The 21,048-nt window shown below is 60.4% G+C and carries 19 protein-coding genes; 3 read left to right on the forward strand and 16 right to left on the reverse strand.

Annotated elements, in window-relative coordinates; translation table 11 throughout:
• Positions 1–8 precede the first annotated feature (8 nt).
• Positions 9–1,073: a recombinase RecA gene (gene recA / locus BMY98_RS17460; RefSeq protein ID WP_065989790.1), complete on the reverse strand. Its 1,065-nt coding sequence runs from the start codon at positions 1,071–1,073 to the stop codon at positions 9–11.
• A gap of 85 nt (positions 1,074–1,158) precedes the next feature.
• A complete protein-coding gene (locus BMY98_RS17465; protein ID WP_074891260.1) occupies positions 1,159–1,659 on the reverse strand; it encodes a CinA family protein in 501 nt (166 codons plus the stop codon).
• Positions 1,660–2,154: 495 nt separating this feature from the next.
• Here BMY98_RS17465 and mutS point away from each other — a divergent pair, with 495 nt between their 5' ends.
• Together mutS and fdxA are read left to right on the forward strand one after the other, a co-directional pair.
• Positions 2,155–4,722, forward strand: coding sequence for a DNA mismatch repair protein MutS (mutS, locus tag BMY98_RS17470; protein ID WP_175514186.1), 2,568 nt, complete (start codon positions 2,155–2,157; stop codon positions 4,720–4,722).
• 239 nt (positions 4,723–4,961) lie between these two features.
• Positions 4,962–5,285 (forward strand): ferredoxin FdxA, encoded by a 324-nt coding sequence (fdxA, locus tag BMY98_RS17475; protein WP_065989796.1) that lies wholly within the window; start codon positions 4,962–4,964, stop codon positions 5,283–5,285.
• Positions 5,286–5,844: 559 nt separating this feature from the next.
• On the opposite strand, the gene rpoS is transcribed toward fdxA, so the two are convergent.
• The 8 genes from rpoS to BMY98_RS17515 form a co-directional block, all read right to left on the reverse strand.
• Positions 5,845–6,849, reverse strand: a complete 1,005-nt coding sequence (rpoS, locus tag BMY98_RS17480) for an RNA polymerase sigma factor RpoS (protein ID WP_065989798.1) — start codon at positions 6,847–6,849, stop codon at positions 5,845–5,847.
• Positions 6,850–6,952: 103 nt separating this feature from the next.
• Entirely contained in the window at positions 6,953–7,846 is an 894-nt protein-coding gene (locus BMY98_RS17485) for a peptidoglycan DD-metalloendopeptidase family protein (protein WP_074891264.1), read from the reverse strand.
• 176 nt (positions 7,847–8,022) lie between these two features.
• Positions 8,023–8,658, reverse strand: a complete 636-nt coding sequence (locus BMY98_RS17490) for a protein-L-isoaspartate(D-aspartate) O-methyltransferase (protein ID WP_172610991.1) — start codon at positions 8,656–8,658, stop codon at positions 8,023–8,025.
• Between the two features lie 41 nt (positions 8,659–8,699).
• Positions 8,700–9,449, reverse strand: coding sequence for a 5'/3'-nucleotidase SurE (gene surE, locus BMY98_RS17495; RefSeq protein ID WP_074891268.1), 750 nt, complete (start codon positions 9,447–9,449; stop codon positions 8,700–8,702).
• Entirely contained in the window at positions 9,437–10,495 is a 1,059-nt protein-coding gene (truD, locus tag BMY98_RS17500) for a tRNA pseudouridine(13) synthase TruD (RefSeq protein WP_074891269.1), read from the reverse strand. Before truD ends, surE begins: the two co-directional genes overlap by 13 nt.
• Positions 10,492–10,965 (reverse strand): 2-C-methyl-D-erythritol 2,4-cyclodiphosphate synthase, encoded by a 474-nt coding sequence (gene ispF, locus BMY98_RS17505; RefSeq protein ID WP_074891271.1) that lies wholly within the window; start codon positions 10,963–10,965, stop codon positions 10,492–10,494. The genes truD and ispF overlap by 4 nt, the downstream gene beginning before the upstream one ends.
• Positions 10,966–11,071: 106 nt before the next feature.
• Positions 11,072–11,917 carry an S-formylglutathione hydrolase gene (gene fghA / locus BMY98_RS17510; protein WP_074891273.1) on the reverse strand — a complete coding sequence of 282 codons (846 nt, stop codon included), beginning with the start codon at positions 11,915–11,917 and terminating at the stop codon, positions 11,072–11,074.
• Positions 11,918–12,012: 95 nt separating this feature from the next.
• Complete coding sequence (locus BMY98_RS17515; protein WP_074891275.1) at positions 12,013–13,125, reverse strand: S-(hydroxymethyl)glutathione dehydrogenase/class III alcohol dehydrogenase; 1,113 nt, start codon at positions 13,123–13,125, stop codon at positions 12,013–12,015.
• Positions 13,126–13,234: 109 nt separating this feature from the next.
• Here BMY98_RS17515 and BMY98_RS17520 point away from each other — a divergent pair, with 109 nt between their 5' ends.
• Entirely contained in the window at positions 13,235–14,140 is a 906-nt protein-coding gene (locus BMY98_RS17520) for a LysR substrate-binding domain-containing protein (RefSeq protein ID WP_175514187.1), read from the forward strand.
• A 126-nt stretch (positions 14,141–14,266) separates the two neighbouring features.
• On the opposite strand, the gene ispD is transcribed toward BMY98_RS17520, so the two are convergent.
• From ispD to tilS, 6 genes are all read right to left on the reverse strand, one after another.
• Positions 14,267–14,977 carry a 2-C-methyl-D-erythritol 4-phosphate cytidylyltransferase gene (gene ispD, locus BMY98_RS17525; RefSeq protein ID WP_074891279.1) on the reverse strand — a complete coding sequence of 237 codons (711 nt, stop codon included), beginning with the start codon at positions 14,975–14,977 and terminating at the stop codon, positions 14,267–14,269.
• Between the two features lie 10 nt (positions 14,978–14,987).
• Entirely contained in the window at positions 14,988–15,266 is a 279-nt protein-coding gene (gene ftsB, locus BMY98_RS17530; protein ID WP_037014212.1) for a cell division protein FtsB, read from the reverse strand.
• A gap of 159 nt (positions 15,267–15,425) precedes the next feature.
• On the reverse strand, positions 15,426–16,712 hold the full coding sequence (gene eno / locus BMY98_RS17535; protein WP_074891281.1) for a phosphopyruvate hydratase: 1,287 nt from the start codon (positions 16,710–16,712) through the stop codon (positions 15,426–15,428).
• A gap of 170 nt (positions 16,713–16,882) precedes the next feature.
• Positions 16,883–17,728: a 3-deoxy-8-phosphooctulonate synthase gene (gene kdsA / locus BMY98_RS17540; RefSeq protein ID WP_065989822.1), complete on the reverse strand. Its 846-nt coding sequence runs from the start codon at positions 17,726–17,728 to the stop codon at positions 16,883–16,885.
• A gap of 15 nt (positions 17,729–17,743) precedes the next feature.
• Positions 17,744–19,375, reverse strand: a complete 1,632-nt coding sequence (locus BMY98_RS17545) for a CTP synthase (protein WP_074891284.1) — start codon at positions 19,373–19,375, stop codon at positions 17,744–17,746.
• Between the two features lie 272 nt (positions 19,376–19,647).
• Positions 19,648–20,985 (reverse strand): tRNA lysidine(34) synthetase TilS, encoded by a 1,338-nt coding sequence (gene tilS / locus BMY98_RS17550; protein WP_074891286.1) that lies wholly within the window; start codon positions 20,983–20,985, stop codon positions 19,648–19,650.
• Positions 20,986–21,048: the final 63 nt, after the last annotated feature.

Genomic DNA, 21,048 nt, shown 5'->3' on the forward strand with positions numbered 1-21,048 from the left:
GGCGGGGATCAGATGTCCGCGTCAGCTTCGACTTCAGCCACATCGTCTGCCGCTACGCGGGACGACTGGGCCTTAACATCAGGCGCTGCCGTCAGCAGCTTCTCGCGAATCTGCCTTTCGAGGGTGGTACCGATTTCCGGATTGTCCGCCAGGAACTTCGCGGAGTTGGCTTTACCCTGACCGATCTTGCTGCCCTGGTAGCTGTACCAGGCACCGGATTTCTCCAGCAGACCGTGCAGCACGCCGAGGTCGATGATCTCGCCGTTACGGTAGATGCCCTTGCCGTAGAGAATCTGGAACTCAGCCTGACGGAACGGCGGAGCCACTTTGTTCTTGACGACTTTGACGCGGGTTTCACTACCGACGACTTCGTCGCCTTCCTTGACCGCGCCCGTGCGACGGATGTCCAGACGGACCGATGCGTAGAACTTCAGAGCGTTACCACCGGTGGTGGTTTCCGGGCTGCCGAACATCACGCCAATCTTCATACGGATCTGGTTGATGAAGATAACCAGGCAGTTGGCCGTCTTGATGTTACCGGTGATCTTGCGCAGTGCCTGGGACATCAGTCGGGCTTGCAGGCCGACGTGCATGTCGCCCATTTCGCCTTCGATTTCAGCTTTTGGTACCAGAGCGGCCACGGAGTCAACCACGATGACGTCGATCGCGTTCGAACGCACCAGCATGTCGGTGATTTCGAGGGCCTGTTCGCCGGTGTCTGGCTGGGAGACCAGCAGGTCATCGACGTTGACGCCCAGCTTGCCGGCGTACTCTGGATCGAGCGCGTGCTCGGCGTCGACGAATGCGCAGGTCGCGCCCATTTTCTGGGCTTCTGCGATGACGGACAGAGTAAGTGTGGTTTTACCCGAAGATTCCGGGCCGTAGATTTCAACGATCCGGCCTTTTGGCAGGCCACCGATACCGAGTGCGATATCGAGACCCAGCGAGCCGGTGGAGATAGCAGGAATAGCCTGGCGGTCATGGTCACCCATGCGCATTACGGCACCTTTGCCGAATTGACGCTCGATCTGACCCAAGGCCGCAGCCAAGGCTTTCTTCTTGTTGTCGTCCATTGAATCCTCTCGTAATAGGTTAGGCCTTGACGGCCGATATAACTGTATAAGTAGCCAGTATTATTCCACAGGGTCCGACGCGCGCCTACCCCTGATTTGGTATTTCTCCGCGAGAGAGCCGGACAAGCCCCTCTAGCGCGGCGATCACCGTTTGTCGGCGGACCGCATCGCGGTCACCTGCAAATAGAAACCGCTCGGCGATCAATCGTTCCGCCACACCCCAGCAGATCCACACCGTGCCCACGGGTTTCTTCAGCGAGCCCCCATCCGGCCCGGCCACGCCGCTGACCGCGACCGAAAACTGCGCGCCGCTGTTGCCCTGCGCGCCCCTGGCCATGGCTTCAACCACTTCGCGGCTGACAGCGCCGACCTGGCCGAACAACGCTTCCGGCACCGCCAGTTGACGGGTCTTCTGCCGGTTGGAGTAGGTGACATACCCGGCCTCGAACCAGGCCGAACTCCCGGGGATTCGGGTGATGGCTTCAGCGATGCCACCTCCGGTGCAGGATTCGGCCGTGCTGACCTGCGCGCCTGCTGCCAACAGTTGCTGACCCAGGGTTGCTGCCAGGTGAGTGATGTCGTCCAAAGGGGTTCTCCGTATCGGTCGAGGCAAAGCAGACACGCTACACCAGCCGGGTTGATGTGCAATACAGGACTCGATCCGAATCCGGATCATGCCTGCACGACACTTATCTGCCCTCCGGTTTTTCGGGGCAGGGTTTCTTGACGGTTTCCACGATGGTTTCCCGTGGACGTCGCTTGGCCTCCTCAAGAGGGATGAAACGGCCGTTGGTTGAATCTCGTCCTCGCTTGCGTTGCATGGCGCAATCCTTGTCGATAATGCCGCCTCCAATCGGGCGGTGCTCGACATCCTAGCCAGCTCGAAGCGTCTCGTGTCGGTTCGGAAACGCGCCGTGACGAATCAGCCGGACCTGCGGCCCGCGAACGTGCGTGGTAACCTTGCCGCCATCGCAAAAGCAATCGGATATGGCGTCGACCCACGTAGGTGGAATCCACGTCGTCGCCCGAAACTTGCCTCAATCTCCTACAGAATTTGCCTAAATAACTGATGAATAAAGCAATTTCCGACCTCTCCTCGCACACCCCGATGATGCAGCAATACTGGCGGCTGAAAAATCAGCATCCCGACCAGTTGATGTTCTATCGCATGGGTGACTTCTACGAGATTTTCTACGAAGACGCCAAGAAGGCGGCCAAGCTGCTCGACATCACGTTGACCGCCCGGGGCCAGTCGGCAGGGCAAAGCATTCCCATGTGCGGCATTCCCTACCACGCAGCGGAAGGCTATCTGGCCAAGCTGGTGAAGCTGGGCGAGTCAGTGGTCATCTGCGAACAGATCGGCGATCCGGCGACCAGCAAAGGCCCGGTTGATCGTCAGGTGGTGCGCATCATCACGCCGGGCACCGTCAGCGACGAAGCGTTGCTGGACGAGCGTCGGGATAACCTGATCGCCGCCGTACTGGGTGACGAACGCCTGTTCGGGCTCGCCGTGCTGGACATCACCAGCGGCAATTTCACCGTGCTGGAAATCAAAGGCTGGGAAAACCTGCTGGCCGAACTTGAGCGGATCAATCCGGTGGAGCTGCTGATTCCCGATGACTGGCCGCAAGGTCTCCCAGCGGAAAAACGCCGCGGTGCCCGTCGTCGTGCGCCGTGGGACTTCGAGCGCGATTCGGCGCACAAAAGTTTGTGCCAGCAGTTTTCCACTCAGGACCTGAAAGGCTTCGGCTGCGAGAATCTGACCCTGGCGATCGGCGCGGCGGGCTGCCTGCTGGGTTACGCCAAGGAAACCCAGCGCACGGCCTTGCCTCACTTGCGCAGCCTCCGGCATGAGCGCCTGGACGACACGGTGATTCTGGACGGCGCCAGCCGCCGCAATCTGGAACTCGACACCAACCTGGCGGGCGGCCGCGACAACACGCTGCAGTCGGTGATGGATCGCTGCCAGACCGCCATGGCGACGCGCCTGCTGACCCGGTGGCTGAACCGGCCGTTGCGCGATCTGCAGATCCTTCAGGCCCGGCAAGAGTCGATCGGCTGCTTCCTTGAACGCTATCGCTTCGAGAACCTGCAGCCGCAACTGAAAGAGATCGGCGACATCGAGCGCATTCTCGCGCGTATCGGCCTGCGCAATGCCCGTCCCCGTGACCTGGCGCGGCTGCGTGATGCCCTCGGCGCCCTGCCTGAGTTGCAGCTGGCACTGGCCGAGCTTGAAGCGCCGCACATTCAGCAATTGGCGAAAACCGCGAGCACCTACCCGGAGCTTGCCGACCTGCTGCAACGGGCGATCATCGACAATCCACCTGCCGTGATTCGCGACGGCGGCGTGCTAAAGACCGGTTACGACGCCGAGCTCGATGAATTGCTGTCCCTGAGCGAGAACGCCGGGCAGTTCCTTATCGATCTGGAAACCCGGGAGAAGGCGCGCACCGGGCTGGCCAACCTCAAGGTCGGCTACAACCGCGTGCACGGCTATTTCATCGAACTGCCGAGCAAGCAGGCGGAACAGGCGCCGGCTGACTACATCCGTCGCCAGACGCTCAAGGGCGCCGAGCGTTTTATCACCCCTGAGCTCAAGGAATTCGAAGACAAGGCGTTGTCGGCCAAGAGCCGTGCGCTGGCTCGGGAAAAGATGCTCTATGAGACGCTGCTGGAAGACCTGATCGGTCACCTCGCACCGCTGCAGGACACCGCCGCCGCGCTGGCCGAGCTGGATGTCCTGAGCAACCTGGCCGAGCGCGCGCTGAATCTGGACCTCAACCGTCCGCGTTTCACCGATGAGCCGTGCATGCGCATCGAGCAAGGTCGTCATCCCGTGGTGGAGCAGGTTCTGTCGTCGCCGTTCGTGGCCAACGACCTGGACCTGAACGACAACACGCGCATGCTGGTGATCACCGGTCCTAACATGGGCGGTAAATCCACCTACATGCGCCAGACCGCTTTGATCGTGCTGCTGGCGCATATCGGCAGTTTCGTGCCGGCAGCGAGCTGCGAGCTTTCGCTGGTGGACCGTATCTTCACGCGTATCGGTTCAAGCGATGACCTGGCCGGCGGACGCTCGACCTTCATGGTGGAGATGAGTGAGACGGCGAACATTCTGCACAACGCTACCGACAAAAGCCTGGTGCTGATGGATGAAGTCGGACGCGGCACCAGCACCTTCGACGGGCTTTCCCTTGCGTGGGCTGCGGCGGAATGCCTCGCGCAGCTGCGTGCATACACGCTGTTCGCGACGCATTACTTCGAGCTGACCGTGTTGCCGGAGAGCGAGCCGCTGGTGGCTAACGTGCATCTGAATGCCACCGAGCACAACGAGCGCATAGTCTTCCTGCACCGCGTGCTGCCGGGCCCGGCGAGCCAGAGCTATGGTCTGGCCGTGGCGCAACTGGCCGGCGTACCGGGGCGCGTCATTACCCGGGCCAAGGAGCATCTGTTGCGTCTGGAGACCACCAGCCTGCCCCACGAGCAACCCAGGGCCAAGCCGGGCAAACCCCCGTTGCCGATGCAGAGCGACATGTTTGCAAGCCTGCCGCACCCCGTGCTGGACGAGTTGTCGAACCTGAAGATCGACGACCTGACGCCGCGTCAGGCGCTTGAGTTGTTGTATTCGATGAAGACGCGCATCTAACGTGATTCGTAACAAGCTGTTAGAATCCCGCGCGGTTCGGGACGCTGTGAGCTTTTAGCCTGGCTTTACAGCGCACCTGGCCGCGTTTGAACGCAGCGAACCAAGGTCGGACATCGCCGCGCAGGACACCTTGCCTGCCGCGTTGCTCGAGAAGCTGAGTTTTACGGCCGGGGGACGTCCCGTACCTGGCAAGCCGGACTGAACGGCCTTGCTGCCGCCGCCTGAGGAGAGAATTAGAAATGACCTTCGTCGTCACCGACAACTGCATCAAGTGCAAGTACACCGACTGCGTAGAAGTCTGTCCGGTGGACTGCTTTTACGAAGGCCCGAACTTCCTGGTGATTCACCCGGACGAGTGCATCGACTGCGCCCTGTGCGAGCCTGAGTGCCCTGCGAATGCAATCTTCTCGGAAGACGAGATTCCGGCCGGCATGGAGAATTTCATTCAGCTGAACGCAGAGCTGGCTGACGTCTGGCCCAACATCACGGAACGCAAAGACGCGCTGCCGGATGCGGCGCAGTGGGACGGCAAGACCGGCAAGATCGCCGATCTGGAGCGCTAAGCGCTTGCTGATAAAAAAAGGCCCTTCGGGGCCTTTTTTCATGGGGCTCTGCCACAGCCTCACTTTTCTGCAGACGAAAAAAGGGGCGGTATGACCCGCCCACATTTTTTCCATAATCCCTTCAATCCTTGTTCATCATCCTGATGAATCGCATCCTGCGATGTCCTTGAGCAGTCTTCCTTGACCGCCTGTACCAATCCGTCGGTACAGGACTGATATTAGTGATTTAAACGGTCAGGGCAAGGGCCGAGAGTTTTCAGGAAAATTCAGGCGCGGGTCAGCGCTGGTTTTAAATTAATAATTAAATCAATGGGATAACCATCGACTTTCAACTGACGGGGACATCATCCGCCAAAGAAGAGACGATAACTCACATAACGTGTAAGAAACGGCTTACAGCCTGAGTAAGCATCACTTACCTAATTGTGAAAATGATCATTTCCCTATCAAGAAGCTGTCATGGGACATCCGTCAAAAGTACATTCAAACGACATAAAAAAGCCCCGACGTGTCGGGGCTCTCATATTGCTTGATGTCACTAACGCCAAACCTCTGCGACTTATTGAAAGAGTGACTCGCTGGATAAACCATTCTTCTCGAGAATCTCGCGAAGGCGCTTCAGCCCTTCCACTTGAATCTGCCGAACACGCTCACGGGTCAGGCCGATTTCCAGACCGACATCTTCAAGGGTGCTGCTCTCATGCCCGCGCAGGCCGAAACGACGAACAACGACTTCACGCTGTTTGTCGGTCAGCTCGGAGAGCCATTGATCGATGCTCTGGGACAGATCATCGTCCTGAAGCAGCTCGCATGGATCGGTAGGACGATCGTCCGTCAGCGTGTCGAGCAGCGTCTTGTCCGAATCCGGGCCCAGGGACACATCCACCGACGACACACGCTCGTTGAGGCCCAGCATGCGCTTGACCTCACCGACCGGCTTTTCGAGCAGGTTGGCGATTTCTTCGGGAGAGGGTTCGTGATCCAGCTTTTGCGTCAGCTCCCGCGCGGCGCGCAGGTAGACGTTGAGCTCTTTGACGACATGGATCGGCAGACGAATCGTGCGCGTCTGATTCATGATCGCGCGTTCGATGGTCTGACGAATCCACCAGGTGGCGTAGGTTGAGAACCGGAATCCGCGCTCCGGATCGAATTTTTCGACCGCTCGAATCAGGCCCAGATTGCCCTCCTCGATCAGGTCCAGCAATGACAGACCACGATTGACGTAGCGTCTGGCGATTTTCACGACCAGCCGCAGATTGCTTTCAATCATGCGTTTGCGCCCAGCCGGATCGCCGCTCTGCGACAGTCGCGCAAAGTGGACTTCTTCTTCCGGGGAGAGCAGGGGGGAAAAGCCGATTTCATTGAGGTACAGCTGCGTAGCATCCAGTGCCCGCGTGTAATCAATGTATTTATGCTGTTTGAGTGCTGCAGAGTTTTTGGGTTTTGCACGAACAGAAGGTGTAGCTGGCTTCTCATCCGTTGCAGAATCCAGGACGATTACGGGCTCCATCAGGAGGACCTCGTCGTCTATGTCAAACTCCGGCACTTCTTTGCTGAGAGCCATTGTTATAGTCCTTTGGTGAGTTCGACCTCAAGCCCCAGTGACGCCTTCTTCCGTGGCAGCACTTGAGCCTGTCCCCTCTACGCAGGAACAGGCTGACAACCGATCAGCGACGTGGCAAGAATTCCAGTGGATCTACAGGTTTACCCTGGCGGCGAATCTCGAAATGCAGTTTCACCCGGTCAGTTCCCGTTGAGCCCATCTCGGCAATACTTTGCCCTGCCTTGACCTGTTGCCCCTCCCGAACCAAGAGCCGACGGTTATGTCCGTATGCGCTGACGTAGGTATCGCTGTGTTTGATGATGACCAACTCGCCGTAGCCCCTTAGTCCACTCCCGGCGTATACCACGGTCCCATCAGACGCGGCCAAAACAGGCTGTCCCAAATCACCAGCGATATCAATTCCTTTATTCAAACTACCGTTTGAAGAGAACTTGCTGATCAAAACACCGCTTGTCGGCCAAGTCCAGCCGCTCGGGGAGCGTGCACCAGTGACCACTGTTGTGTTGACCGGCGTGGTCGTCGAGTTGCTTGTCGGCGGCGGCGTCGTCGCAGCCACAGCGCCTACCGGCCTTGAAATGACGGTGGTTTTCAGCGACCCGGAAGGCGATGACGAACTGCTCGTCGTGGTCTGCGGAACGCTGGAGGAGCCAGAAGCCACTGCCGTGGACGGCGAGCTGGCGCGCCCGTCGAAACGGATCGTCTGACCCACATGAATGGTGAAGGGCTCTGGAATATTGTTGCGTGCGGCCAGCGCTTTCCAGTCCCAGCCGTAACGGAATGCAATGGAAAACAGCGTGTCACCGCGCTTCACGACGTACTGACCGGTGGTGACCGGCTGACGCGTCGGCACCGTCGATTTGCCATTACGGTCGACAACGCGCACGCCCCCTGATGGCGTGCTGGAGCAGCCGACCAGAAGGACACTCAGGGCAACTCCAATCACCAGACGCCGAAAACTTGTTGAAGAACTACGCTGCCGAATGACTGTGAGACTCACCCGCCACTCCCTTTACCGGTGACTGAAGAAGAAACTGCCCTGGGTCGTAAAAACCAGGCAGCCATGAAAATATGGTGTGAAACGGCGCTGCGACAGTTGACCGAAGCAGCGTTGCAAAACGCCAGCCTGTAGACCGGCTGCGTCTTGTGGAATTCATTGCCGCCGCAAAATAGCGCTTATGCCAGCGGTCCGTTGAGCAGCGGGACGAAACGAACGGCGCCCAGCACATGTCGGGAGAAGCCGTTTTCCTCGCGGATGATCAGCATCAGTTGCTGCACTTCACCCGAACCCACCGGAATCACCAGACGCCCGCCGGGGGCGAGTTGGTCCAGCAACGCCTGGGGTACATCGGTGGCCACTGCGGTGACGATAATGCCGTTGTAGGGCGCGAGCGCTGGCCAGCCTTCCCAGCCATCGCCCCAACGAAACACCATGTTGCGCAGGTTCAACTCGACGAGGCGTTCCTTGGCGCGGTCCTGCAGCACCTTGATGCGCTCGACGGAGAAAACCCGCTCCACCAGCTGCGCCAGCACCGCGGTCTGATAACCCGAGCCGGTGCCGATCTCCAGCACCTTGTCCAGCGGACCCGCCGCCAGCAGCAGCTCGCTCATGCGCGCCACCATGTAGGGCTGGGAAATCGTCTGGTTGTTGCCGATCGGCAGCGCGGTGTCTTCGTAGGCGCGGTGCGCCAGAGCTTCGTCGACGAACAGGTGACGGGGGGTCTTGCGAATGACGTCCAGCACCTGGGTGTTGGCGATGCCTTCTTCGCACAACCGTTGAATCAGACGCTCGCGGGTACGCTGGGAAGTCATCCCCACGCCACGTCTTAACAGATCATCTTGCTCACGCGACATCAGGCCATTCCCTCCAGCCATGCGTTCAGGCTGTTGAAACCGTCCTGATAGGTACGATCCAGCTGCAACGGGGTAATCGACACGTAACCCTGCATCACAGCGTGGAAATCGGTGCCCGGCCCGCCGTCTTCGGCATCTCCGGCAGCAGCAATCCAGTAACCGGCCTTTCCGCGCGGGTCGACCACGCGCACAGGCGCCGCCGCACGGGTGCGATGGCCAAGACGGGTCAGCTGGATACCGCGCACGTGTGCCAGCGGCAGGTTAGGGATATTCACATTCAATACGGTACGGGGTGGAAGGTCGAGGCGCTCGTGAGCTTCGACCAAAAGCCGGGCAAAGTGCGCGGCGGTTGCCAGGTTATCGACCTGACGTGACAAAAATGAAAAGGCAAATGAAGGACGTTGCAGAAAACGACCTTCCAGCGCAGCGGCGACGGTGCCGGAATAGAGCACATCGTCACCCAGATTGGCGCCCAGATTGATCCCCGACACGACCATGTCCGGCTCATCGGGCAGCAGGCCGTTGAGTCCTAGATGGACGCAATCGGTGGGCGTGCCGTTGAGGCTGATGAAGCCGTTGTCCAGAGTATGCGGGTGCAACGGCCGGTCCAGCGTCAGCGAACTGCTCGCGCCGCTCTTGTCTTGATCGGGCGCAATCACCACGCATTCGGCATACCCGGCCAGCGCGCCATGCAGCGCAGCAAGCCCGGGCGCCATAACGCCGTCATCATTTGAAATCAGAATACGCATGAGCTGTCCGTCTGCCCTGCCGGCGCGAGATCGACGAGTTCACGCACCAATGCGGTGGCGAAGCATCCGGCCGGCAGGACGAATTCCAGTTGCAGAATGTCAGGCTCGGGATAATGCCACGTCAACCGCCCGATGGGCAGCCGCAGGATGCGCCGTTCATGCTCCATTCCCGCTTTTATCAACCAGTTACAGAGCGACGCCTCGCGCACCGCCATGCTGTTTTCAAGCTCGGCGGTAGCGCCAGAAGCCGGGGAATCGCCCTGCCCCCACTGCGGCCCGGTCGGGTGCAGATCGAGGATGGCCAGTCGCGGGTCGCTGCACTCGGTTTCGCCTGCCGGGAAAAAACTGCGGCTGTCGGTGAAGGCCAGCAGATCGCCCACTTGCGCCCGCTGCCAGCTGCCATCGGCGACCCGCGCGGCCAGGACCTGATTGAACAGGTAGCTGCGCGCGGTGGAAAGCAACCGGGAGCGCACGTTGCGCTGCTCGGGCAAGGCCTGACGCTCGGCATAGTGGCGGGCTTCACCGAGGTTGCCACCCTCATAGCCAAAACGCTGGGCGCCAAAATAATTGGGGATGCCGTGTTGCTTGATCGACTCAAGCCGCGCATCGAGCCCGGCTTTGTCGGCCTGCAATTGCGTCAGACGCAGCGTGAAGCCATTGGCGGCGTGGGCGCCCCGCTGCAACTTGCGCTTGTGGCGTTTGCTGTCGAGAATTTTCAGGGAATCGTTTTCGGCCCCTGACATGTCCGGATCGGCCTTGCCCGGCAGCTGAATGCTGAACCACTGACGGGTCAACGCCTGACGGTCCTTCAAACCGGCGTAGGCGACGGTTCGCAACGGCACGCCGGCCGCCTTGGCCAGACGCCGGGCGGCTTCTTCAGTGTTCAGCCCGCGTTTTTCGACCCACAACCACAGGTGCTCGCCATCCCCGGACAGCGGGATGTCGAGGACTTCATCGACCTGAAAGTCTTCGGCGGTGGCCTTCAGCACGGCAGTACCCAGCGTGTCGCCGTAAGCGCTCGGGCCCAGAAGTTCGAGCTCGGTCATGCGTTGATCAACAACGCGACGGCGTGCACGGCAATGCCTTCTTCACGGCCGGTGAAGCCCAGCTTTTCAGTGGTGGTGGCCTTGACGTTGACCTGTTCGATATCGACTTGCAGGTCTTCGGCGATCAAGGCGCGCATACGTTCGATGTGCGGGGCCATCTTCGGCGCCTGCGCTACGATCGTGGCATCGACGTTGCCCACCTTCCAGCCCTTGCCCTGCACCTGTTTCAGTACGTGACGAAGCAGAACCCGGCTGTCGGCGCCCTTGAATTGCGGATCGGTGTCCGGGAAATGCTTACCGATGTCGCCCAGCGCGGCAGCACCCAACAGCGCATCGCTCAACGCATGCAGCACTACATCGCCATCGGAATGGGCGAGCAAACCCGACGTGTGTGCAATCCGCACGCCGCCCAAGGTAATGAAATCGCCTTCAGCGAAACGGTGCACATCGTAGCCGTGGCCAATACGCATAAAAAAACGCCCTGAAAAAGTCAGGGCGTGATTCTACCTACTTTGACCGACATTAGGGCCTGCCCACGCTCAATTGCCCGTGACGCTGCAATTGAAGGCGAACTCGTTAGCCGGCCAGGGCTCGGGCGTGGTGGCGCAAGTGGTCTTCGATGAAGCTGGCGATGAAGTAGTAGCTGTGGTCGTACCCCGGCTGCATCCGCAATTCCAAGGGATGACCCGCCGCCTTCGCCGCCTGAACCAGTGATTCCGGCTTGAGCTGATTGCCGAGGAAGTCGTCGCGATCGCCCTGGTCCACCAGCAACGGCAAGCGCTCGGTGGCCTCGGCGATGAGCACGCTGGCGTCCCATTCACGCCAGCGCGAACGGTCTTCGCCCAGGTAACGCGAAAAGGCTTTCTGTCCCCACGGGCAATCCATCGGATTGCAGATGGGCGAAAACGCCGACACCGATTTATAGCGGCCCGGGTTGCGCAACGCGCCGACCAGTGCGCCATGGCCACCCATGGAGTGCCCGCTGATGCTGCGTTTGTCCGATGCCGGGAAGTGCGCCTCGATCAACGCAGGCAGCTCGCTGATCACGTAATCGTACATGCGGTAATGCCGCGCCCACGGTTGCTCGGTGGCGTTCAGATAAAAGCCGGCGCCCAGGCCGAAGTCGTAGGCGTTGTCCGGATCATCCGGCACGTCGGCGCCGCGTGGACTGGTGTCCGGCGCCACGATGATCAGTCCCAGCTCCGCCGCTATGCGCAGCGCGCCGGCCTTCTGCATGAAGTTCTCATCGGTGCAGGTCAGGCCCGACAACCAATACACCACGGGCAACTTGCCGCCCTGCTCCGCTTGCGGCGGCAGATACACCGCGAACACCATGTCGCAGCCGAGCACGTCGGAGTGATGTTTGTAACGCTTGTGCCAGCCGCCGGAGCTTTTCTGACACGAAATATTTTCCAGACTCATGGAGTTCTCCGGGCGGCAAGCTTCAAGCGGTAAGCAGCAAGGAGTCCTGACTCACCTCCACTTGCGGCTTGAAGCTTGTCGCTTACCGCTGCTTTTCAGAAATGAATGACCGTACGAATGCTTTTGCCTTCGTGCATCAGGTCAAAGGCTTCATTGATCCGGTCCAGGCCCATGGTGTGGGTGATGAAGGTGTCCAGCGGGATCTCGCCGGTCTGCGCTTTCTCAACGTAGCTCGGCAGTTCGGTACGGCCTTTGACGCCGCCGAAGGCAGAACCGCGCCAGACGCGACCGGTCACGAGCTGGAACGGACGGGTGGAAATTTCCTGACCTGCGCCGGCGACGCCGATGATCACCGATTCGCCCCAGCCCTTGTGGCACGATTCCAGCGCCGCACGCATCAGATTCACATTGCCTACGCACTCGAAGCTGTAATCGACGCCGCCGTCGGTCATTTCGACGATCACTTCCTGAATCGGCTTGTCGTGATCCTTCGGATTGACGAATTCCGTCGCACCCAGTTCACGGGCCACGTCGAATTTGGACGGATTGATGTCGACCGCGATGATCCGCGAGGCCTTGGCCATTTTTGCGCCGATGATCGCCGCCAGGCCAATACCGCCCAGACCGAAGACGGCAACGGTGGCGCCCTCCTCGACCTTGGCCGTGTTCAGAACCGCGCCGATGCCGGTGGTCACGCCACAACCGAGCAGGCAGACCTTTTCCAGCGGCGCTTCTTTGGGGATTTTCGCCAGGGCGATTTCCGGGACCACGGTGTATTCGGAGAACGTCGAGCAACCCATGTAGTGGTAAATCGGCTGGCCGTTGTAGCTGAAACGGGTGGTGCCGTCGGGCATCAGGCCTTTGCCCTGGGTAGCACGGACTTTCTGGCAGAGGTTGGTCTTGCCGGATTTGCAGAATTTGCACTCGCGGCATTCGGCGGTGTACAGCGGAATGACGTGGTCGCCCACGGCGAGTGAGGTTACGCCTTCGCCAATGGCTTCAACGACGCCGCCACCTTCGTGCCCGAGGATGCACGGGAAGACGCCTTCGGAATCGGCGCCGGACAAGGTGTAGGCATCGGTGTGGCAAACGCCGGATGCCACGGTACGAATCAACACTTCGCCGGCTTTAGGGGCCTCAACGTCCACTTCGACAATCTGCAGTGGTTCATTGGGCGCGAAAGCAACGGCAGCACGTGACTTGATCATCATGATCTCCAGCTAAATAAAAACGAGCCACGAGTGTAATGCAGTGCTGGCTGAGGAATAATCCGTATGAAAGCAAAACATTAATGCTGCACAGGGACAATCGATGCAGATCAATCGTTGGGAAGGTCTGGATGAATTCGTTGCCGTCGCGGAATGTGGGCAGTTCACCGCCGCTGCTGAGCGGCTGGGAGTTTCGTCGTCGCACGTCAGTCGCCAGATCGCCCGGCTCGAAGAACGCTTGCAGACGCGCCTGCTGTATCGCAGTACTCGCAAAGTCGCGCTGACCGAGGCGGGTCAGACGTTTCTGCATCATTGCCAGCGCCTGCAGGACGGCCGCGAGGAGGCGCTGCGGGCGGTGACCGACCTGACCAGCGAGCCGAAGGGGCTGCTGCGGATGACCTGCGCCGTCGCTTACGGCGAGCGGTTCATCGCCCCGCTGGTGACACGCTTCATGGAGGACTACCCGCAACTGCGCGTGGACATCGAGCTGACCAACAACACGCTGGATCTGGTGCATGAAGGGCTGGACCTGGCGATCCGGCTGGGTCGCTTGCAGGAGTCACGATTGGTGGCCGCCCGGCTGGCCCCGCGCAAAATGTACCTGTGCGCCTCTCCCGCTTATCTCGAACGGTACGGCCGGCCCCACAGCGTGTCGGAACTGGCGCGACACAACTGCCTGATCGGCAGCACGGACAGTTGGCTGTTGCAGCAAAACGGGCGGGAATTTTCCCAGCGGGTCCAAGGCAACTGGCGCTGCAACAGTGGGCAGGCAGTGCTGGATGCGGCATTGCGCGGGGTCGGGCTGTGTCAGCTCCCGGATTACTACGTGCTGGAACATCTCAAGCGCGGTGCGCTGGTGTCGCTACTGGATGCCCATCAGCCGCCGAACACCGCCGTCTGGGCGCTGTACCCGCAGCAGCGGCATCTGTCGCCCAAGGTGAGAAAGCTGGTGGATTATCTGAAGGCGGGATTGGCGTCGCGGGATGAGTACAGTAATCATGCCGATCCTTTGTAGGAGCGCGCTTGCCCGCGAATGCGGAGTGTCAGGCTGCAACGACGGTGCAGACATATTGCGTTCGCGGGCAAGCGCGCTCCTATACCCGCAAAAGCAGCGAATCTACTCGCCTTCATTGCAAACAGATCAGCCGTTGAATTCCACACGCCGCTGGCGCAGCCACTCCAGGTCTTCCGGGCGGGTGACCTTGATGTTGTCCGCGCGCCCTTCAATCAGACGCGGGGATTGCCCGGCCCACTCAATGGCCGAGGCTTCATCGGTAATCGCCACATTCGACACCAGACTGTCCGCCAGCGCGCGATGCAGCGCACCCAGACGAAACATCTGCGGCGTATAGGCCTGCCAGATCAGGCTGCGGTCCACGGTTTCGGTCACGCGGCCATTGGCATCGGCGCGCTTGAGGGTGTCTTTTGCCGGCACCGCCAGCAGGCCGCCGACCGGATCATCCGCCAGCTCGCTGAGCAGATTGTCGAGGTCCGAACGCGCCAGATTCGGGCGTGCCGCGTCGTGCACCAGCACCCAGTCATTGTCCTCAGCGCCGTTGGCGTGCAGGTGCAGCAGCGCATTGAGCACCGAATCCGCACGCTCTTTGCCGCCCGCGACCTGCTGGATGCGGGAATCCAGCGCGCAAGGCAACGTAGGCCAATAAGGGTCATCCACAGCCAGACTGACCACCAGGCCCTTGAGCCGTGGGTGATCGAGAAAGCAAAGCAGGCTGTGTTCAAGAATCGTGAGGCCGCCCAGTTGCAGGTACTGCTTGGGGCGGTCTGCCGCCATGCGCGCGCCAACGCCCGCTGCGGGAATCACTGCCCAGAAGGCAGGAAGGGATTGAGTCATTACGCCAACGTCACTGTGCCAACTGATAAAGGGTCTCGCCGTCCTTGACCATGCCCAATTCATGACGGGCACGCTCTTCAACGGTTTCGAGGCCTTTTTTCAGCTCCAGCACTTCCGCGTCGAGGACCCGGTTGCGCTCCAGCAGAGCATCGTTTTCGGCGTGTTGATCGGCGATTTGCTGAGTCAGACTGGCCACCTGCGCGAGACTGCCATTACCTACCCATAGGCGATACTGCAAGCCAGCGAGCATCAAAAGCAGAACGAGGAACAACCAGTTAGGACTGCGCATTGTGAATATCTGTTACCCGGCGAATAAAGACAGCAAAACCGACCATTTCAAATGCCCATAAGCCCGGTGGTCACCGGGCTTATGGATCAGGACGACAAGAGAAGTCACGCTTCAGTGACTTCTCCTACAACGCCTGCTGCCTTTTTACCATCTTTGCAATCAGCCGCGAAACTCGCCGCGACCACGGTATACCGCTTTGGCGCCCAGTTGCTCTTCGATACGCAGCAGCTGGTTGTACTTGGCGATACGGTCGGAACGACTCAACGAACCGGTCTTGATCTGGCCGGCAGCGGTACCCACGGCCAGGTCGGCGATGGTGGAGTCTTCGGTTTCACCGGAACGGTGGGAGATCACGGCGGTGTAACCCGCAGCCTTGGCCATCTGGATGGCTTCCAGCGTTTCGGTGAGCGTGCCGATCTGGTTGAACTTGATCAGGATCGAGTTACCGATCTTCTTGTCGATGCCTTCTTTCAGGATCTTGGTGTTGGTCACGAACAGGTCGTCGCCCACCAGCTGGATCTTGTCGCCGATCTTGTCGGTAAGGACTTTCCAGCCATCCCAGTCCGACTCGTCCAGACCGTCTTCGATGGAGATGATCGGGTGCTTGCTGACCAGGTCGGCCAGGTAGTCGGCGAAACCGGCAGAGTCGTACTCGCCCTCTTCGCTCAGCACGTACTTGCCGTTCTTGTAGAACTCGCTCGCTGCGCAGTCCAGCGCCAGGGTCACGTCGGTGCCCAGCTTGTAGCCAGCGTTGGCAACGGCTTCGGCGATGGCGTCTAGCGCGTCGCCGTTGGAGTTCAGGTTCGGCGCGAAGCCGCCTTCGTCACCCACGGCAGTGTTCAGGCCACGTGCTTTCAACACCGCTTTGAGGTGGTGGAAAATCTCGGTGCCCCAGCGCAGGCCTTCGGAGAAGGTCTTGGCGCCCACTGGCTGAATCATGAATTCCTGGATGTCGATGTTGTTATCAGCGTGCTCGCCACCGTTGATGATGTTCATCATCGGGACCGGCATGGAGTAAACACCCGGCGTGCCGTTCAGGTTGGCGATGTGCGCGTACAACGGCAGATCCTGGTCCTGAGCGGCAGCTTTGGCAGCAGCCAGGGACACAGCGAGGATCGCGTTGGCGCCCAAGCTGGCTTTGTTCTCGGTACCGTCCAGCTCAATCATCGCGTGATCGAGGGCTTTCTGGTCAACCGGGTCTTTGCCCAGCAGCAGGTCGCGGATCGGGCCATTAATGTTGGCCACAGCCTTCAGAACACCCTTGCCCATGTAACGGCTCTTGTCGCCATCACGCAGCTCGAGCGCTTCACGCGAGCCGGTGGAAGCACCGGACGGCGCGCAGGCGCTGCCGATGATGCCGTTGTCGAGGAGCACGTCTGCTTCCACGGTGGGATTGCCACGGGAGTCGAGAACTTCACGACCTTTGATGTCGACGATTTTTGCCATTGTTGTTAACACTCCAAGATTGACGAAAACGACGCAGCTGGGAAAACGATTCGGCGTCTCAGGGCTCTAGGACAACGGGCAGGCCCTGAAACGACAATTTTCCCGACCCTTTGGTCGGGAAAACAACGAACGGCACTCTACCGGAGGGCTCGGCGCCGGAGAAGCGGGTTTTACGCCGTTTCGATCGTCGGGAAGCTTTTAACGAGTTCGTCGAGCGCCTTGAGCTGGGCCAGAAACGGCTCCAGCTTGTCCAGACGCAGGGCGCAGGGACCGTCGCATTTGGCGTTGTCCGGATCCGGATGGGCTTCCAGGAAAAGACCGGCCAGGCCCTGACTCATCCCGGCCTTGGCCAGATCGGTCACCTGGGCGCGACGGCCACCGGCGGAATCCGAGCGACCGCCGGGCATCTGCAAGGCGTGGGTCACGTCGAAGAACACCGGGTATTCGAACGATTTCATGATGCCGAAACCGAGCATGTCGACGACCAGGTTGTTGTAGCCGAAGCTCGAACCACGCTCGCACAGGATCAACTGATCGTTGCCCGCTTCCACGCACTTGGCGAGGATGTGCTTCATCTCGTGGGGCGCGAGGAACTGGGCTTTCTTGATGTTGATCACAGCGCCGGTCTTGGCCATGGCCACGACCAGGTCGGTCTGGCGGGACAGGAAAGCCGGCAACTGAATGATGTCGCACACTTCCGCCACGGTAGCGGCCTGATCAGGCTCGTGCACGTCGGTGATGATCGGCACGCCAAACGCTTGCTTGATGTCCTGGAAAATCCGCATGCCTTCTTCAAGGCCCGGGCCACGGTACGAAGTCACGGAGGAACGATTGGCCTTGTCGAAGCTGGCCTTGAACACGTACGGAATGCCGAGTTTCTCGGTCACTCGCACGTATTCTTCACAGACCTGCATCGCCATGTCGCGGGACTCTAGGACGTTCATGCCGCCGAACAGAACCATAGGCTTGTCGTTGGCGATGTCGATCGAGCCGACGCGGATGATTTTCTGTGCCATGTGATGAATTCCCTATCAGCCGTTCTTCTGGTGTTGAGCAAGCGCTGCCTTGACGAAACCACTGAACAACGGGTGGCCATCGCGAGGCGTTGAGGTGAACTCGGGGTGGAACTGGCAGGCCACGAACCATGGATGGTCAGGAGACTCCACCACTTCAACCAGTGCGCCATCACCGGAGCGACCGGAGATTTTCAGGCCGGCTTCGACCAGTTGCGGCAGCAGCTTGTTGTTCACTTCATAACGGTGACGATGGCGCTCGACGATGACGTCGTTGGCGTAGCAATCGTGTACCAGAGAGCCCGGCTCAAGCAGGCAGTCCTGCGCACCCAGACGCATGGTGCCGCCCAGATCCGAGGTTTCGGTACGGGTTTCGACAGCACCGGTGGCGTCTTCCCACTCGGTGATCAGACCGACAACCGGGTGCTGGCTGGCGCGATCGAACTCGGTGGAGTTGGCGTCTTTCCAGCCCAGCACGTTACGTGCGAACTCGATGACTGCCACCTGCATGCCCAGGCAGATGCCTAGATACGGAACCTTGTTTTCACGAGCGAACTGCACCGCCGTGATCTTGCCCTCGACGCCACGCAGGCCGAAGCCGCCCGGCACGAGAATCGCGTCAACGCCTTCGAGCAGACCAGTGCCCTGATTCTCGATGTCTTCGGAATCGATGTAGCGCAGGTTGACCTTGGTGCGGTTGCTGATGCCGGCGTGACTCATCGCTTCGATCAGCGACTTGTACGCATCCAGCAGCTCCATGTACTTGCCCACCATCGCGATGGTGACTTCGTGTTCCGGATTGAGCTTGGCGTCGACGACCTTTTCCCACTCGGACAGGTCGGCGCTGCCGCACTGCAGGCCGAAGCGCTCGACGACGAAGTCGTCAAGGCCCTGGGAATGCAGGATGCCCGGGATCTTGTAGATGGTGTCGGCGTCTTCGAGGGCGATGACCGCGCGCTCTTCAACGTTGGTGAACTGCGCGATCTTGCGGCGCGACGAGATGTCGATCGGGTGGTCGGAACGGCAGACCAGCACGTCTGGCTGCAGGCCGATCGAACGGAGTTCTTTCACCGAATGCTGAGTCGGCTTGGTCTTGGTCTCGCCAGCGGTGGCGATGTACGGAACCAGTGTCAGGTGCATGAGCATGGCGCGCTTGGCGCCCACTTCGAAACGCAGCTGACGGATCGCTTCGAGGAACGGTTGCGACTCGATGTCGCCCACGGTGCCACCGATTTCGACCATGGCGACGTCGGCATCGCCGGCGCCCTTGATGATGCGACGCTTGATTTCGTCGGTGATGTGCGGGATCACCTGAATGGTCGCGCCCAGATAATCACCACGGCGCTCTTTGCGCAGGACGTGTTCGTACACACGGCCGGTGGTGAAGTTGTTGTTCTGGGTCATGGTGGTGCGAATGAAACGCTCGTAGTGACCCAGGTCCAGGTCAGTTTCGGCGCCGTCGTGGGTGACGAACACCTCACCGTGCTGAAACGGACTCATGGTGCCGGGATCGACGTTGATGTAGGGGTCCAGCTTGAGCATGGTGACCTTAAGTCCCCTCGCCTCCAGGATGGCCGCCAATGAAGCCGAGGCGATGCCTTTCCCCAATGAAGAAACAACACCGCCCGTGACGAAGATGTAGCGCGTCATGAAAAACCCTAGAAGTCTGCGTTAAAGCGGTCAGAGCCGCCGGGGAAAGCGAAGGAAGGCCGAAGCCCCCGAAAACCTGCGTGTTTCACTGTGGATTTTCGAATCTGTCGCGCCCAAGTCAACGACCGACCTTGAAAAGGTCTGTCCGTGGCTCGCCACATTTTTGAGAATCGCCCAGTAAAGACTGGCTGGTAATCGGCAACTTGCATCGTTCCGGAAGGATCGACATAAGCTGTATCAAGAAGGGAGCGTAGTCTACCGGAAAGGCCCTTTCAGCTCAAACTTTGGTCATTCGTCGGTGGCAACCAGTGCAATCGCCAGTCACCACGGGGGCTGGCGTCCAGTCCCGGGAGGTTCGCCACGGCCAATAACTGCTCGCCGCGGTACAACAGCGGCAATCGGCCGCGCAGAAAAACCGGCACGCCCTTCTCATTGAGGAGCCGTTTGAGGTCTCGTCGGCCTCGGTCCGGCACATCGAAGGTTTCACCGCCCTGACGGTAATGCACATGCAGACCGCCCGCCGGCGCAGCGCCGAGAATCTGCAGCATGCCGTTGCCCGGCAGCGTGAGGGGTTGCGAGGCCAGGGACCAGTGTTGCGAGCCGGCGACATTTTTCAGCCAGATCCCCGACAGCCACCAGATGCGCCCCTCGGCACGGTGCATCTGACCCTCGGCCAGCCGCCAGATGGGCCTACCGTCCGGACCGGCATCGCGCAACGAATCCCAGCCTGCCCAGTGATCGGTATCAGGCAAACGCGTAAGCGGCGCCAGCCAGTGGCGCAATGCGTTGCGTTGGCGGGCGGGTGACAGCGCTTCGAGCGGCGCGAGCTCAAGGGAGGGCATGTCCAGCCAGGGCCAGGGGCACGGCGTAGCGGCGAGGGCGAGGTCCTGCACCGCCAGTTCGTCCAGCAACTGTTGGGCTTCGGCCAGATGCGCGGCGCTGCGGGCCATGCTCGCGATCGCTTGGGGCCAGCGCGTGGTCACCAGCGGCAATACATGGCTGCGCAGGTAGTTGCGCGAAAAGCGGCTGTCCTTGTTGCTAGGGTCCTCGATCCAGCTCAAACCCTGCTCCCGGGCATAGGCCTCCAGGGTTGCGCGGGATTCGTCCAGCAGCGGCCGAAATAACTGCCCTGCGCCCAAAGGACGCTGCGCCGGCATGGCGGCCAGCCCGCGCACCCCGGCGCCACGCAGCAGTCGGAACAGCAGCGTTTCAGCCTGATCGTCACGGTGCTGGGCGGTGAGCAGTACCTCGCCTGCCCCGAGGGTCGAGTTGAACGCGGCGTAGCGAGCCTCGCGTGCAGCTTGCTCAAGGCTCGCGCCGGGGCGCACCTGGACGTCGACGACTTCCATCGGCACACCCAGAATCTGACACATCTGCCGGCAATGGACCGGCCACGACGCAGCCACAGCCTGAAGGCCATGGTTGACGTGAACAGCGGTCAGAGGAGGAAAGGCGTGCGCCCGGGCCAGTTCGGCCAGCAGGTGAAGCAGAACAGTGGAGTCGAGCCCACCGGAGAATGCGACACGCCAACCGACAGCAGCGCGCCAGGGTTCGAGGCGCGACAGCAGACGTCTGGAGAGTGCGAGTTTGATGCTGTCCGGTTTGCTCATGCTGGTTAACCCTGCTTAAAGCTCGCCGGACCGGGTGACGTCACCGGGTTCGGTGACGCTCTT

Origin of the sequence: Pseudomonas graminis (assembly GCF_900111735.1) — a bacterium.
GTDB classification, from domain to species: domain Bacteria; phylum Pseudomonadota; class Gammaproteobacteria; order Pseudomonadales; family Pseudomonadaceae; genus Aquipseudomonas; species Aquipseudomonas graminis.